Source organism: Cohnella sp. GCM10027633 (genome assembly GCF_042675445.1).
Classification (GTDB): domain Bacteria; phylum Bacillota; class Bacilli; order Paenibacillales; family Paenibacillaceae; genus Cohnella.
This window is the reverse complement of sequence record NZ_JBHTGV010000021.1, coordinates 25,215-38,579: the sequence shown is the minus strand read 5'-3', so window position 1 is coordinate 38,579 and position 13,365 is coordinate 25,215. Positions and strand designations below refer to the sequence as shown.

Genomic DNA, 13,365 nt, shown 5'->3' with positions numbered 1-13,365 from the left:
TTGTTGCGTTATTCCCTTTATTCGCTCGCCCGAGGATTGCCGCTCGATTCGGAACGAGGTCCGCCTTCCGGTCTCGGACCTTGGCCCGGCTTGCCGCCGAAGCTCTTCCGGCGGCGATTCTTGCCCGGCCAACGGCTTCCGTTACGCGCCGCTTCCGCGTTCGGATGCGCGTTCCCCTCCGCTTGCGGACGACCTTCGGCCGGCTTATGGTTGCCTTCCGCGTTCTGCTGCGGACGCGGGCCGCGCGGGCCGTTGTGATGTTGGCCTCTGCCTTGTCCATGATTGCCCTGGCCAGGACCCTGTTGGCCGCCGCGCTCGTGATTGCCGGAGCCTTGTCCTTGCCGGCGATCTCCTCCGCCCGAGCCGTGCGAAGACTTGCCGTGCCGCGAACCGCCGTCATGTCCCCGATCGTTCCGGGAATGGGAACCGCCGCGTTGATGGGAAGAGCCTCCCGAATGATCGCCCTTATTGGCGTTGCGCCGTTCGGCGTCGGCCGCCGCTCTCGCGACCGCGGATACGGTTACATTCGGCACTCTGACCGGGCCGCCCGGACGCTCCTTAAGCGGCCAACGCATCAGCATGCCGTTGACGCTGGCCGTCGCGGCAGCCGCAGCGGTCTCCGCCGCCTGCTCTCCGGCTTCGCCGAGCGCCGTAGCCGCGGCAGCCGCGGCGTTCTGCTGGCTAAGCTCGAGCTCCTCGGGAGACAAGGTCTTGCTGTCGATCTTGACGAGCACGAAATACGCGCATCCGAAATTGCAATATTCGTTAATGTAATCGACGAAGCTCGAGATCGAGCTTTCCTTGGTGGCTCGGGGATGGCCGTCCTTATAGAAGCCCCGCAGCCGCAATTGGCTGTAACCCCAATCGCCCACGATGTAATCGAACCGCTCGAGCACCTCGCTGAACCTCTCGCGGAAAGCTTCCGGATTCCATCCGTTCTTGTTCTCATGCATTACGGAGTAAGCATTGCCACCGGCCATGTAAATCACGTTAAGCTCTCCTCCCGAACGATCGTCGTTCTTGCTTCGGCGGATTTCACTTGCTCGTGCGCGTGATAGGAGCTTCGGACGAGCGGCGCGGACTCGACGTGCGAGAAACCGCGAGCCAACCCGTCTTCCTTCAACTGCTTGAATTCATCCGGATGCACGTACCTCACGATGTCGATATGGCTCGCGGAAGGCTGCAGGTACTGGCCTAGCGTCAAGATATTGCAATCGATCCCGCGAAGGTCGTCCATTGCCTGCAGAACCTCTTCCCGGGTCTCTCCGAGGCCGAGCATGATGCTGGACTTCGTCGGAATATCCGGGTACATCGCTTTGGCCCGGTGGAGCAATTCGAGCGACCGGCGGTACTTCGCCTTGGCGCGAACGCGGTTCGACAATCGTTCGACCGTCTCGATGTTGTGATTCAGAATGTCCGGCTTCGCGTCCATGACGATCCTTAGCGACTCCTCGTTGCCGAGGAAATCCGGAATAAGAACTTCGACGCTGCACAGCGGGAGCTTCCGTCTGATCGCCTTGATCGTCTCCGCGAAGATCGTCGCCCCGCCGTCCTTCAAGTCGTCCCGCGCGACCGAGGTGACCACGCAATGGCGCAATCCCATCTGTTCGGCAGCTTCCGCGACGCGCTCCGGCTCTTGCAGGTCAAGCTCGGTCGGAAGTCCGGTCTTCACCGCGCAGAAGCGGCATGCTCGCGTGCAGATGTCGCCGAGAATCATGAAAGTCGCCGTACGGTTCGCCCAGCATTCGTATATGTTCGGACAACGCGCTTCTTCGCACACGGTGTGCAGCGTCTTCGTCCGCATCATCTGTTTGATCTCTTTGTAAGGCTCGCCGGTCGTCAGCTTGATCTTCAGCCATTCCGGCTTGGGAGGCCTCGTGCTCGTCGTCATTGCTTTCCCCTCTTTCTGTCCCCCTTATTATAGCATGATTCGGATAAAAACCAATGATATGTAAACCCTACTCCTTACATGACGAAGAGAGGGGGGCTGGCTTTGATTCGACTTCGGCGGACCGTGTACGACTATCTATACCCCCGGGCGCGAAGAGCGATCGCGGGGACGCTCGCCTTGACGCTCGCGTTCGCATCCGGCTTGCCGGCCATCGCGGACGCGGCAGCGCCGGAGCCGGACCTCGTCAAGCGACGCGAGCAGCTCTACGACCGCATCGGCGCGCTTACGGGGCTCGATTGGCCGCTGATCGCCGCGATCGACCAGTACGAGCGGACGCTGTCCCGCGCGCATCCGAAGACGCGGCCGATCCGGGACGACGCCGCCACCGGCGTGTACATCCCGCCGGCCGAATGGAGCGGCGAGCTGAATCCCGACGCGGAGGATACGGAGCCCGCGTCGATCCGCTTCTTCCGCGGCATCGGCCGCGACGGTTCGGGAGACAAGCTCGCGAACCGGAATCAAGACGAGGATCTTCTGTACACCGTCGCGGCGGAAGTGCTCCGCTACGGAAGCGCGAAGGAAGACTTCGCGATCGGTCTCTGGGAGTACTATCAGAACACGCGCGCGGTCCAGCGCATTCAGCAATTCGCCAAACTGTACAAGACGTTCGGCAAGATCGATCTGAAGGGCGGCGCGTTCCCGCTCCCCCTCGGCAGCGTCTATTCGTTCCGCAGCACGTGGGGCAACAGCCGCAGCTGGGGCGGGTACCGGATTCACGAGGGTACCGATATTTTCGCCGGCCAAGGCGTTCCCGTCCGAAGCACCTGCTACGGCGTCGTCGAGATCAAGGGCTGGAACAAATACGGGGGCTGGCGGATCGGCATTCGCGACTTGAACAACCTGTATCATTATTACGCGCATCTATCCGGCTTCGACAAATCGCTCAAGGCCGGCGACGTCGTCCGTCCCGGCCAAACGATCGGCTGGGTCGGCAGCTCCGGCTACGGCCGCCCGGGCACGCAAGGAAAGTTCCCGCCGCATCTGCACTACGGCGTATACCGGGACCGCGGGCTCGTCGAATGGGCGTTCGACCCGTATCCGCTCCTGAAAAAATGGGAACGCGAAGAGCGCAAGGCCCTTCGCGTTCGCAAATAATCAAGTTCATATCTTTACCGGTTCATCCAGCCGCCGTCGACGCACAGAACGTGTCCGTTCATATAATCGGACGCGCCGGACGCCAGGAAGACCGCGGGGCCGACGAGATCCTCGTCCGCGCCCCAGCGTCCCGCCGGAATGCGCTCCAGGATCTGCTTGCTCCGCACCGGGTCGCTCCTGAGCGCTTCCGTGTTGTCGGTAGACATGTAGCCGGGCGCGATCGCGTTGACCTGCACGCCCTTGGACGCCCATTCGTTGGCTAGCGCCTTCGTCAAGCCGGCGACGGCATGCTTGCTCGCCGTATAGCCCGGCACGTTGATGCCGCCTTGGAACGACAGCATCGACGCGACGTTGATGATCTTGCCCGAGCCTTGCCCGATCATGATTCGACCGGCCAACTGGCTGAGCACGAATACGGAATTCAAGTTCACGTCCAGCACTTCCTGCCAATCGGCGTAGGCATGATCGACCGCGGGCGTGCGCCGGATAATGCCGGCGTTATTGACCAGCACGTCGATCGTTCCGAACGCGCTCGTCGCGGCGTCGATAATGCCGGGCAACTGATCCCGGTCCCCAACGTCCGCGGTGACGATGACCGCTTGTCCGCCCAGCGACTCGATAGCCGCTTTCGCTTCGTCGGCCGGCGTACGGTTCGTGACGAGCACGACGTTCGCTCCCGCCTCCGCCATTCCGATCGCGATCGCGCGACCTAAGCCTCTGCCTGCTCCCGTCACGATCGCGGTCTTGCCCGTTAATTCGAATCTGCTAGCCAACCGTGCTTGCGCGTTCAATTCGCACCGAACCTCCCTCGTATCGGCGGACGATGTCCTCGTCCAATCCGTCGTCCGTTATGAGTACGTCCAGCTCGTCCAACGCGGCGAACGTGAATAGCGCCGCCCGGTCGAACTTGCTATGGTCGGCGACGCCGTACACTTCCTTGGCGCCGGATAGATAAGCTTTCTTCAAGTCGAGCAGTTCGCTCGTGAACACCGAGAGGCCGAACTTATCGTGCACTCCCGTCGCGGACAGGAACAGTTTCTGCACGTTCAGGCGGGTCACCCACGTTAGCGCGTCGTTGCCGACGAGCACGTTCCGGTGCTTGTAGCCTCCGGGCACGACCAGCCGAATGTCCTCGCGCGGCATCAGCTCCCGGACGATGAGCAGATCGTTCGTAAGCACCGTGAGCGGCATGTCCGGCAAGCAACGGGCGATCTCGAGCGTCGTGCTGCCGGCGTCGAGCGCGATGACGTCGTTCGGTTTAATGTACGTAAGCGCATGCCGCGCGATCGCTTCCTTCTCCGAGGCATGCTTCAGGTTCGGAATTTGCAGCGGCAGCATCGGCTCCGCCTCTTCGCGGGCGGCGACCGCACCGCCGTGGATTCGCCGAAGCAGCCCCTTCTCCTCGAGCTTCTCCAAGTCCTCCCGAATCGTCTTGGCGGTGACGCCGAACCGCTCGCTCAGCTCGGACACTTGCACCGAGCCATCCGATTGGACCAGCTCCAATATCGATTGATGACGCGTGACGGCTAACATGCGCGAAGCTCCTCCCGATCGATACGTATCGTTGAATGCGTTCCTCTTACTTTAACGCATCCATCGGGACGACATCCATATCTTTGAACGTGTAATTTTCCCCCGCCATCGCCCATACGAACGCATAGCTGCTCGTACCCGCTCCGGAATGGATCGACCAAGCCGGAGAGATAACGGCTTGCTCGTTCGAGATGACGATATGCCGCGTCTCGCTCGGCTCGCCCATGAAGTGGAAGACGCGCGCGTTGTCGTTCATGTCGAAGTACAAGTACGCCTCCATCCGGCGGTCGTGAAGATGCGCCGGCATCGTGTTCCATACGCTGCCCGGCTTGAACAACGTCACCCCGAGCATGAGCTGGCAGCTAGGGATGCCGTTCTCGTGAACGACCTGGTGAATCGTGCGCTCGTTGGACGATTCCAGCGCGCCGAGGTTGAGCGTATTCGCTTCTTGCACGGTCGCCTTGCGCGTCGGGTGTTTCGCGTGAGCGGTGGCGGAAGCGATATAGATCTTCGCGGGATTGGACGCGTCCGCGCTAGAGAGCTTCAAGTCGCGAACGCCTTTTCCGACGTACAGCGTATCGAGCTTGCCGAGCGTGAAGCGCTCGCCTTCGACTTCGATGACCGCTTCCCCGCCGCCGATGTTCATGAATCCGGCTTCCCGGCGCTCGAGGAAGTAATCGGTCTTGAGAATATCCGGCGCTTCGAGCGTCAGCGCTTCGGAGGTCGGCATCGCGCCGCCGAGTATGAAGCGGTCGTCGTGCGCGTACGTCAGCTTCACTTCGCCGGGAACGAACACGCTCTCGATCAAGTAGCGCTGTCTCAGTGTCGCGGTATCGTACGTTTTGGCGTCGGCCGGATTCGTGGAATGTCTAATATCCAATGATAACGTCTCCCTTATGTTCGTAATCGTTTGATTACACTATATCACACAATAACGAACATAATCGAACATTATTTTCAATGCGTCGTCGTTTGCGGGGTCGATTGCGTGGCCGTCTCCGGCTTCGGCAGCGTAATGACGGGAGCTTGCGGAGCCGAGTTGCCCACGGCATTGCCGTGATTGTCGTAATAGTACGTCGGCACGTCGCCGACGACCATGACGTAGGAGAGCGGAATTTCCGTCTCGAGCTGCTGCGGCTCCTGATCGAACGGAATCACGACCGCGATGTCGGTGCGAATCCGCACGAACACCTCCACGAGCAAGTTGTTGATGCCCGTTTCCGTCGACCGCGTGTCGACGTCCACCTTGACCGCCGTCGCCGGATGGAACTTCACCGACACGCTCGGACCGATCGAGGAGATGAAGGGGCTGTTCAGGGCATGGCCGATCGGAATATGCTCGGGAATGTCCTCCCGCTCCTTCAGCACCCGGTTCACGACCTCGATCGTTCTCGCGGTAATGCTCATCTGCTCCTTGTAATCGATCAGGAGACCGGTCACCTTGCCGGCCTCGTTCGTCCGCCATTGGATCAGCCGATCCGAGTCTACCTCTCTCGCCACCTCGTCGGTAATCGCCGTATTGATCGCGTCCGTCGCCATCTGCGTAATCCGGATCTTCGCCAGGAACATGAGAGGTCCGCGCAGCTCCCGGTCGAGGAACAAGATGCCCTGCAGGATCAAGAACGCGAAGAACAACAGCCCGATGATCCACGCGTGCTTCCGCTTCATCCGCTTCCGCGGCCTCGTCTGCTTCCACTTCGCCGCGGGCGAGCTCGCGACCGGGCGGGTCGCCGAGAACCAACCGCGCGTCCCCCACCTGCGCGGCGCGGGCTTCGGCCGGAAGCCGCCGCTGCCGAGCAAGCCGCGTCCTCTGCCCCACTTGCGCGGCGCGAGCTTCGGCAAGGTGATGTTCCATCGTCTCGCCAATGCGATCCCTCCTCGTCCGTATCGTTCAAAGCTTATGCGCCGCGAACGCGAAAAAGCACCGGGGCCCGGCCGATACGGCGGACACGCGGTGCTTCTTATCATTGATCATCGTAGAAAGCTTACTTACTTCGCCCTCAGCTGCTTCGGAGAGCAGCCGCGGATTTGCTTGAACAGCTTGGAGAACGCGTTAATGCTGCCGCAGCCGACCCGGTCCGCGATCTCCGTGACGCTGAGGGAACTGTCCAGCAGCATCCGTTCCGCTTCCTGGATCCGGTATCGGTTCACGTATTGCACGAACGTCATGCCGGTCATCCGCTTGAACGTTTTGCAGAAGTGATACGTGCTCAAGTGAACGATGCCCGCCGCTTGGTCAAGCGTGATCGGCTCTGCGTAATGCCGCTCGACGTGCAGCAACAACGACCGGAACCGCTTCTCACGCACGCTGTATTCGCTCAGCCGGTTCGCCGGATCGCGCTCCTCGGCATACCAACGGTACAGCCACGTGAACAGCAGGCGGGCCGTCGCTTGCACCGCCTCCTGATAGCCCGGAAGCTTGCCTTTGAACTCCGCGATGAGCGTCCGCAACGCGCCCTTGATCTTCTCGTCGTGCTCGCACGCCGGATCGGGAACGTTCGCGAACGCCCGGTTGCCTTCCGCCTCCGCCGTCGGCAAGCCCATCTTCTCGACGTCGTTGGGCTTCAATCCGATAAGCGACGGATGGAAGACGATCGCATAGAATACGAACGGCGTCGACGGGGCGGAGATGCCGTGCAGCTCCCTTCCGTTCACGATATACAGATCGCCGGCGCGTGCCTCGTACCGGCGGGATCCGATCTGCAGCGTCGCCGCGCCTTGCTCGATCAGAATAATCTCGTAATGCTCGTGCCAATGCAGCGGCAAGTGGTGATGCTCCTCGAACGTCGTATGGAACACGTTGATCGGGAAGTCTTTCCCCGTGAGCATCGTGTTCTCGCGCAGCGCGCTTCTCACGTCCGCCACCCCCCATTCGCAGTATCCGAATAATCCATGCCATTATTCATTAAAACTTCGAGCGCTTAGCGCAATATGCTAGTAGCGTAACACAGCCCTAGCGACAGTTCTATAGGTCAATCCGATACAAAATGAGGAGAATCCGATAGGCACGTCAAAATGATAACCCCGCCTTCGGTTTCCCGAGGCGGGGTTTGTTCTTTATAGTTCGACCATCGCCTTGATCACTTTCGATTCGGGCTTCAGCCAATGTTCGAACGTACCGATCATGCCTTCGATATCGGTTCGGTGCGTAATATATCGGCCGACGTCGATCGCGCCGGTCGCAAGTACTTCAAGCACCCGCTCGAAGTCTTCCCGTGTCGCGTTGCGGCTTGCCAGGAGCGTCAGCTCGCGCTTGTGGAACTCGGGATCGTGGAACGAGATGTCGGCCCTGACGAGTCCGACGTACACCAATCTCCCGCCGTGAGCCGCGTAACCGAACGCGTCGGTCATCGACTTCGCGTTGCCCGTCGCGTCGAAGACGACGCTCGGGAGGTCCCCGCCGTTCGCGGCCAATAGGCTGCCGAGCGGATCGCGAAGCGCATTGACCGTCGCGTCCGCGCCTGCCCAATCGCGGCAGAACGCCAACCGGTCCTCGTTGACGTCCATGGCGACGACCTTGGCCCGGCGCGCCTTCGCGAACGCCATGACGCCGAGTCCGATCGGCCCGCCGCCGATGACGAGCGCGGTCTCTCCGGCTTGCAGCCCGGATCGGCGCACGGCGTGCGCGCCGATCGCGAGCGGCTCTAGCGCGGCCGCCTCGTCGAGCGTCAGATCGTTCGCCTGGATCAGATGCGTGACCGGCACCGAGATGCGCTCCCGCATGCCGCCGTCGATATGGACGCCGAGCACTTGCATGTCCGTGCAGCAGTTCGTCCGGCCGCCCCTGCAAGCGACGCAACTTCCGCAATGCATGTACGGAATGACGCTGACCTGATCTCCGACGCGTAGTCCCGCTCCATTATCCCCGACTCGTTCGATGACGCCCGCCAGCTCGTGTCCCAAGATGCGCGGATAAGCGAAGAAGGGCTGATTACCCTTATAGGCGTGCAGATCGGTGCCGCAGATGCCGATTCTCCGAATCGCCACGATGGCCGACCCTTGGGCAAGGACGGGCTCCGGCAAGTCGTCCGCATACCGGAAGCGATCGATCTCTTCGCATACGATGCCCCGCATTATGCCTCGCCCCCTTCAAGCTTCCCGTTATATTCGGCTCTGCCGCTCGTCCAGGTTCGATTGTGCACGGGCTTCAGGATGTCCAGCACGTCGGCCAGCAGCCGCTCGTCGATCGGTTCGTCCGTCCATTCCGCGTTCTTGCGGATGTTCGCCGGATTGGCCGTGCTCACCAACGTCGTCGGAATGCGCTCGTCGGACGTCGAGAACTGGACGGCCAGCTTCGCGATATCCTCTCCCCGATCTGCGCAATATTGCGCAGCCTGGAGACAAGCCGCCTTGATGTCCGGCGCGGCGGGATGCCAATCCGGCGTTCCCCGGGTACTTAACAGACCCATGGAGAGCGGCGAGGCGTTGACCAACCCGACGCCATGCGTCTCGAGCAACGGCAGCAAGCCGAGCAGACTCGTGTCGTTCAACGAATAATGGCAGTACGAGATCATGCAGTCGACGTCGACGCGGGGAACGAACGTCTCGAACAGCGCGATCGGCAAGCCGCAGATGCCCGTGAATCGGATCTTGCCGCTCTCCTTCAGCCGCTGCAGAGCGGGTATCGCTTCGTGAAGGATGATGTCCGCCGGCACGAATTCGATATCGTGCAAATAGAGGATGTCGATCTCGTTCGCGTTCAGCCGCTTCAGGCTCTCTTCCACGCTGGCGACGATCCGGTCCCCGGAGAAGTCGAACGTATCGGCGCCGTAACGGCCCGCCTTCGTCGACAGCACGTACTTGTCGCGCGGAATGCCCCGCAGCGCTTGGCCGAGCACGGTTTCCGCTTTGGTCAAGCCGTAATACGGGGATACGTCAATGTAGTTGATGCCGGCGTCGATCGCCTCGCATACCGTGCGGATGCTTTCCGCTTCGTCGGTATCCCGGAAGACGGAGCCTAACGAGGAAGCGCCGAAGCTAAGAACGGAGACGTCCAGTCCGGTTTGTCCTAATGCGCGATATTTCATCGGTCGTTCTCCCCTTGTTCGATTCGGTAAAAGGCGATGGCGTTCGCTCCGTACAGCTTCTCCTTCTCCGCTTCGCCCCACGAAGCGGGCAGCGCGCGCTCGAGGACGTCGACGACCTCGTCGTAGCTCGCCGCCAGCAAGCATACCGGCCAATCGCTTCCGAACATGACCCGGTCCGGACCGAAGCATGCCAGCGCATGCCGGACGTATGGGACGAATTGCTCGGCCGTCCAGCCGGAGCGGTCCGCTTCGGTCACCATGCCGGACAGCTTGCAATAGAGGTTCGGGTGCGAGGAGAGCGCCTTCATGTGCTCCGCCCACGGCTCCGTCAGCCCTTCGGCGATGCGCGGCTTGGCGATATGATCGACGACGCCGCGCAGGCCGGGCACGCGATCGGCCAATGCGACGACTTGCTCCAATTGATCGGACTTCAGCAGCAGATCGACGGGCACGCCCAGCTTCGCGTAGCCGCGCAACGCTTCGACGTACGATTCGGACAGAATCGCCCGGGCGTCCGGCATCTCTTGAATCATGATCCGGAAGCCGACGAATTTCGGGTGCTTCGCGAATCGCTCGTAATGCTCCGGGTGGCGGTCATCCTGAAGGTCCAGGAATCCGACGACGCCTTTGATCGATTCGTTCCGTTCGGCAAGCGACAGCAGATAATCCGTCTCCTCGATCGTCGGGGCCGCTTGCACGACGATGCTTCCGTCCAGCCCGCGCGCTTCCAGGCTCGGCAGAAGGTCCGGCGGCAAGAAATCCCGGTATAAGACGGGCATCTCCGGCGTGATCCAGCCGTAATCTCCCCGGTCGATTCTCCAATAATGCTGGTGGGCATCGATTCTCATCTGGCATCTTCCTTTGCGGTTCATGGATGTAACCGTCTTCTTCTCTCAGTCTAACATGCCGTAATTCATTTAAAATAACGACTTCTTGCGTATTTGTATCCTTTTTTGATATTTTGAATACAGAATCGTACGACACGGGGGTTGCGCGCATGAAGCCGATTCGGAAGCCGTTTAACGTATCGCCCGCCTTTCCGTTCTCGTTCGTCTACAGAGACACGAAGACGAAGCAACGGGAGCTGCCCGATCACTTGCACGACTGGTACGAGATCGTATACGTTCATAGCGGCCAAGGCGCCTTCTTCATCGATCGAACGTTCTACGACATGCGCGCGGGCGATCTATTCCTCATCCCGGGCAATACGATCCATCGGGCTTTTCCGGACGCCGCCGATCCGGTCACGTCGACCGCCGCGTTCTTCAGTCCGCTCCTCGTGCCGCAGCCGGCATTCGGCGAGCCGTTCTCGTTGTTGCGGTGCTTCGACCGGAGCCGCCAGACGCGATCGTTCCAGGTCAAATGCAGCCCCGCGCTGCAAGAGACGATGGAAGACGGACTGCGCGAGCTCGATCGGGAGCTCCGGGACTCGGAGCCCGGCGTCCGGCATGCCGTGTCGCTGCACTTGCAGCGGCTCTTGTTGGCCGTCGGCCGCGAGACGGGCGCGGGGGTTGGTCCGACGTCGCAAGCGCCCGCGATCGGGCCGGTCTGGATGCGGGATACGCTGCTGTATATCGACGCGAACTATACGGAAGATATCGGACTCCGCGAGCTCTGCAAGCGCGCCGCCGTCAGTCCCGCGCACTTCAGCCGGGTGTTCAAGGAGCTGACCGGCATGAACGTCACCGCATTCATCGCCGCCAAGCGTATCATTCGAGCCAAGGAACTGCTCCTCGAAACCGACCGCAACGTCGCGGCTATCGCCTCGGATTGCGGCTTCGAGAACGTGCCCCACTTCCACCGGCTGTTCAAGCGAATCGCCGGCAAGACGCCGGCGGCTTATCGGCGGGGGTTGGACGAATGAGGCAAGCGGTGGGGCGAACGGACACGATGGCCCGAGCACAAAAAAGAAGCAGCTTCCGAAGAAGTTGCTCCTCGCCTCATAAACCCTCCGCTACCCCTTCATCCGCTGCCGCTGTGCCTCGAACAGCAGCACCGTCGCCGCCATGGCGACGTTCAGCGACTCCGCGCGGCCGGACATCGGAATAATCAAGTTGTCGTCGACGAGCTCCGACACGCGCGCGGACATGCCGCTGCCCTCGTTGCCCAGCACGAGCCAGACGCCGCGCCCGCGGAAGTCGTACTCGTAGCACGATCGCGACGACCGCAGGCTCGTGCCCGCGATCGTCGCGCCGTGTTCGCGCGCTTCCGGCAGCAGCTCCGTCAGGTCCGCTTCCAATACCGGCACGTGGAACAGCGCGCCCATCGTAGCGCGGATCGTCTTCGGATTGTACAGGTCGGCCGTCCCTCGGCCGAGCACGACGGCGGTCGCCCCGCAAGCGGCCGCGCCGCGCACGATCGTGCCGACGTTGCCCGGATCCTGCACGCCGTCGAGCACCGCCACGAGCGCGCCCGGGTCCGCGAACAGCGCGTCGCGCTCCGGAGGACGCTTCAGCGCGACCGCGAAGATCGGCTGAGGCGTCTCGGTGCCGCTGCATTTGGCGATGACGTCCGGCGATACCGGCACCCAGACCGGGCCGTCCGGAGAATCCCCCGCGCGCTCCAAGTACGCTTCGAATAGCTCCGCGACGTCCGAGCCTTCGTCGAACGCGACGGCTTCGAGCGGCCAGCCCGCGTCGAGCGCTTCCTTCACGAGGTGCACGCCCTCGAGGAGGAACTTCCCTTCCCTCTCCCGGTATTTCCGGTCCAGCAGCTTCGCCCACTCTTTCACGCGCGGATTCGCCGCCGAGCTAATGTATCCTTCAAGCTTCCGCATACGCCTGCTCCAACTTGTTTAATTGTTCGTTCTTGCCGACGATGACGAGAATATCGTCTTCCGTCAGCGGCTGGTCCGCGCTCGGCGTAATGTTCATCTCGCCTTCCTGCTTCAGCGCCAGCACGTTGCAATTGTATTTCGACCGGATGTCGAGCTCCTTCAGGCTCCTGCCGAGCATGGCCGAGGGCGTCTTCATCTCTACGATGCTATAATCCTTGGATAGCTCGATATGCTCCAAGATGTTCGGCGAGATGAGGTGGTGCGCGACGCGAAGCCCCATGTCCCGTTCGGGGAATACGACTTTGTCGGCGCCGATTTTGTTCAATACTTTGCCATGCAGATCGCTCTGCGCCTTCACGATGATATAAGGCACGCCTAAGTCCTTCAGGATGAGCGTCGTCAGAATGCTCGCTTGAATGTCTTGCCCGATCGCCACGACGACGACGTCGAAGTTGCGGATGCCGAGCGCCCGCATCGCTTCCTCGTCGGTCGAATCGGCGCTGACCGCGTGCGTGACGACGTTGGCCAAGTCTTGCACCCGTTCCGCGTTGTCGTCTACCGCCAGCACCTCGTAACCCATTTCCGATAAGTATTTCGCCACGCTCGATCCGAAGCGACCGAGCCCGATGACGGCATATTGCTTCTTCCCCATGGCAATCCCCCCGCATTGGCAACGTACGCTTTTCGATAACCATCATTATATCATAAGGCTTGTCCGGCATATCCGCATCCCCCTAGGGGGACGCTACACGAATGTCTCCGAAGGAGGTGCACGAATGGAACTCAACCTGCGCGAAGCCATCGTTCAGCGCGTCATCGACCGCAGCCCCGAAGAGCTTCAAGCCATCATCGACGACTCGATGCATCAAGCCGAGATGACGCTGCCCGGTCTCGGCGTCCTGTTCGAGATCATCTGGTCGAACAGCGCGCCGGAGGAGCAAGCCCGCATGGTCGGAACCTTGCATTCGCGGCTGAGTCCATAA

At 61.4% G+C, this 13,365-nt stretch carries 15 protein-coding genes; 3 read left to right on the top strand and 12 right to left on the bottom strand.

From position 1 onward, the window contains the following. Positions 1 to 17: 17 nt before the first annotated feature. Both ACFQZG_RS26640 and lipA read right to left on the bottom strand, forming a co-directional pair. The gene (locus ACFQZG_RS26640) at positions 18 to 980 is read right to left on the bottom strand and encodes a YutD family protein (RefSeq protein ID WP_378157796.1); all 963 of its coding nucleotides are present in this window, start codon (positions 978 to 980) and stop codon (positions 18 to 20) included. A gap of 5 nt (positions 981 to 985) precedes the next feature. Then, positions 986 to 1,891, bottom strand: a complete 906-nt coding sequence (lipA, locus tag ACFQZG_RS26635) for a lipoyl synthase (protein ID WP_378157767.1) — start codon at positions 1,889 to 1,891, stop codon at positions 986 to 988. A 78-nt stretch (positions 1,892 to 1,969) separates the two neighbouring features. Here lipA and ACFQZG_RS26630 point away from each other — a divergent pair, with 78 nt between their 5' ends. Beyond that, a complete protein-coding gene (locus ACFQZG_RS26630; protein ID WP_378157766.1) occupies positions 1,970 to 3,046 on the top strand; it encodes a M23 family metallopeptidase in 1,077 nt (358 codons plus the stop codon). A 14-nt stretch (positions 3,047 to 3,060) separates the two neighbouring features. Here the strand turns inward: ACFQZG_RS26630 and kduD are convergent, their stop codons facing one another. The 8 genes from kduD to ACFQZG_RS26590 all read right to left on the bottom strand — a co-directional run bounded on the left by kduD (position 3,061) and on the right by ACFQZG_RS26590 (position 10,454). Then, complete coding sequence (gene kduD, locus ACFQZG_RS26625) at positions 3,061 to 3,837, bottom strand: 2-dehydro-3-deoxy-D-gluconate 5-dehydrogenase KduD (RefSeq protein ID WP_378157765.1); 777 nt, start codon at positions 3,835 to 3,837, stop codon at positions 3,061 to 3,063. Further along, positions 3,812 to 4,579 carry a DeoR/GlpR family DNA-binding transcription regulator gene (locus ACFQZG_RS26620; protein WP_378157764.1) on the bottom strand — a complete coding sequence of 256 codons (768 nt, stop codon included), beginning with the start codon at positions 4,577 to 4,579 and terminating at the stop codon, positions 3,812 to 3,814. The genes kduD and ACFQZG_RS26620 overlap by 26 nt, the downstream gene beginning before the upstream one ends. A gap of 46 nt (positions 4,580 to 4,625) precedes the next feature. After that, on the bottom strand, positions 4,626 to 5,459 hold the full coding sequence (gene kduI, locus ACFQZG_RS26615; protein ID WP_378157763.1) for a 5-dehydro-4-deoxy-D-glucuronate isomerase: 834 nt from the start codon (positions 5,457 to 5,459) through the stop codon (positions 4,626 to 4,628). A 77-nt stretch (positions 5,460 to 5,536) separates the two neighbouring features. Next, positions 5,537 to 6,445 (bottom strand): sporulation protein YunB, encoded by a 909-nt coding sequence (gene yunB, locus ACFQZG_RS26610; protein WP_378157762.1) that lies wholly within the window; start codon positions 6,443 to 6,445, stop codon positions 5,537 to 5,539. A 123-nt stretch (positions 6,446 to 6,568) separates the two neighbouring features. Continuing rightward, positions 6,569 to 7,435, bottom strand: a complete 867-nt coding sequence (locus ACFQZG_RS26605; RefSeq protein WP_378157761.1) for an AraC family transcriptional regulator — start codon at positions 7,433 to 7,435, stop codon at positions 6,569 to 6,571. Positions 7,436 to 7,636: 201 nt separating this feature from the next. Next, on the bottom strand, positions 7,637 to 8,653 hold the full coding sequence (locus ACFQZG_RS26600) for a zinc-binding alcohol dehydrogenase family protein (RefSeq protein WP_378157760.1): 1,017 nt from the start codon (positions 8,651 to 8,653) through the stop codon (positions 7,637 to 7,639). Beyond that, positions 8,653 to 9,606 (bottom strand): aldo/keto reductase, encoded by a 954-nt coding sequence (locus ACFQZG_RS26595; RefSeq protein WP_378157759.1) that lies wholly within the window; start codon positions 9,604 to 9,606, stop codon positions 8,653 to 8,655. The genes ACFQZG_RS26600 and ACFQZG_RS26595 overlap by 1 nt, the downstream gene beginning before the upstream one ends. Further along, complete coding sequence (locus ACFQZG_RS26590) at positions 9,603 to 10,454, bottom strand: amidohydrolase family protein (protein WP_378157758.1); 852 nt, start codon at positions 10,452 to 10,454, stop codon at positions 9,603 to 9,605. The genes ACFQZG_RS26595 and ACFQZG_RS26590 overlap by 4 nt, the downstream gene beginning before the upstream one ends. Before the next feature lie 149 nt (positions 10,455 to 10,603). On the opposite strand from ACFQZG_RS26590, the gene ACFQZG_RS26585 reads away from it, so the two are divergent. Next, positions 10,604 to 11,470, top strand: coding sequence for an AraC family transcriptional regulator (locus ACFQZG_RS26585; RefSeq protein WP_378157757.1), 867 nt, complete (start codon positions 10,604 to 10,606; stop codon positions 11,468 to 11,470). Positions 11,471 to 11,560: 90 nt separating this feature from the next. Here the strand turns inward: ACFQZG_RS26585 and ACFQZG_RS26580 are convergent, their stop codons facing one another. Further along, a complete protein-coding gene (locus tag ACFQZG_RS26580) occupies positions 11,561 to 12,382 on the bottom strand; it encodes a TrmH family RNA methyltransferase (protein ID WP_378157756.1) in 822 nt (273 codons plus the stop codon). Beyond that, positions 12,369 to 13,034: a potassium channel family protein gene (locus tag ACFQZG_RS26575; protein WP_378157755.1), complete on the bottom strand. Its 666-nt coding sequence runs from the start codon at positions 13,032 to 13,034 to the stop codon at positions 12,369 to 12,371. Before ACFQZG_RS26575 ends, ACFQZG_RS26580 begins: the two co-directional genes overlap by 14 nt. Positions 13,035 to 13,158: 124 nt before the next feature. Here ACFQZG_RS26575 and sspI point away from each other — a divergent pair, with 124 nt between their 5' ends. Continuing rightward, on the top strand, positions 13,159 to 13,365 hold the full coding sequence (gene sspI / locus ACFQZG_RS26570; protein ID WP_378157754.1) for a small acid-soluble spore protein SspI: 207 nt from the start codon (positions 13,159 to 13,161) through the stop codon (positions 13,363 to 13,365).

Bases quoted from the DNA above. Each gene is read 5' to 3' on its own strand.
- ACFQZG_RS26585 (WP_378157757.1), top strand. From the start codon at position 10,604: ATGAAGCCGATTCGGAAGCCGTTTAACGTATCGCCCGCCTTTCCGTTC.
- lipA (WP_378157767.1), bottom strand. From the start codon at position 1,891: ATGACGACGAGCACGAGGCCTCCCAAGCCGGAATGGCTGAAGATCAAG.
- ACFQZG_RS26640 (WP_378157796.1), bottom strand. From the start codon at position 980: ATGGCCGGTGGCAATGCTTACTCCGTAATGCATGAGAACAAGAACGGA.
- ACFQZG_RS26595 (WP_378157759.1), bottom strand. From the start codon at position 9,606: ATGAAATATCGCGCATTAGGACAAACCGGACTGGACGTCTCCGTTCTT.
- ACFQZG_RS26575 (WP_378157755.1), bottom strand. From the start codon at position 13,034: ATGGGGAAGAAGCAATATGCCGTCATCGGGCTCGGTCGCTTCGGATCG.
- ACFQZG_RS26620 (WP_378157764.1), bottom strand. From the start codon at position 4,579: ATGTTAGCCGTCACGCGTCATCAATCGATATTGGAGCTGGTCCAATCG.
- sspI (WP_378157754.1), top strand. From the start codon at position 13,159: ATGGAACTCAACCTGCGCGAAGCCATCGTTCAGCGCGTCATCGACCGC.
- ACFQZG_RS26600 (WP_378157760.1), bottom strand. From the start codon at position 8,653: ATGCGGGGCATCGTATGCGAAGAGATCGATCGCTTCCGGTATGCGGAC.
- ACFQZG_RS26590 (WP_378157758.1), bottom strand. From the start codon at position 10,454: ATGAGAATCGATGCCCACCAGCATTATTGGAGAATCGACCGGGGAGAT.
- ACFQZG_RS26580 (WP_378157756.1), bottom strand. From the start codon at position 12,382: ATGCGGAAGCTTGAAGGATACATTAGCTCGGCGGCGAATCCGCGCGTG.
- ACFQZG_RS26630 (WP_378157766.1), top strand. From the start codon at position 1,970: ATGACGAAGAGAGGGGGGCTGGCTTTGATTCGACTTCGGCGGACCGTG.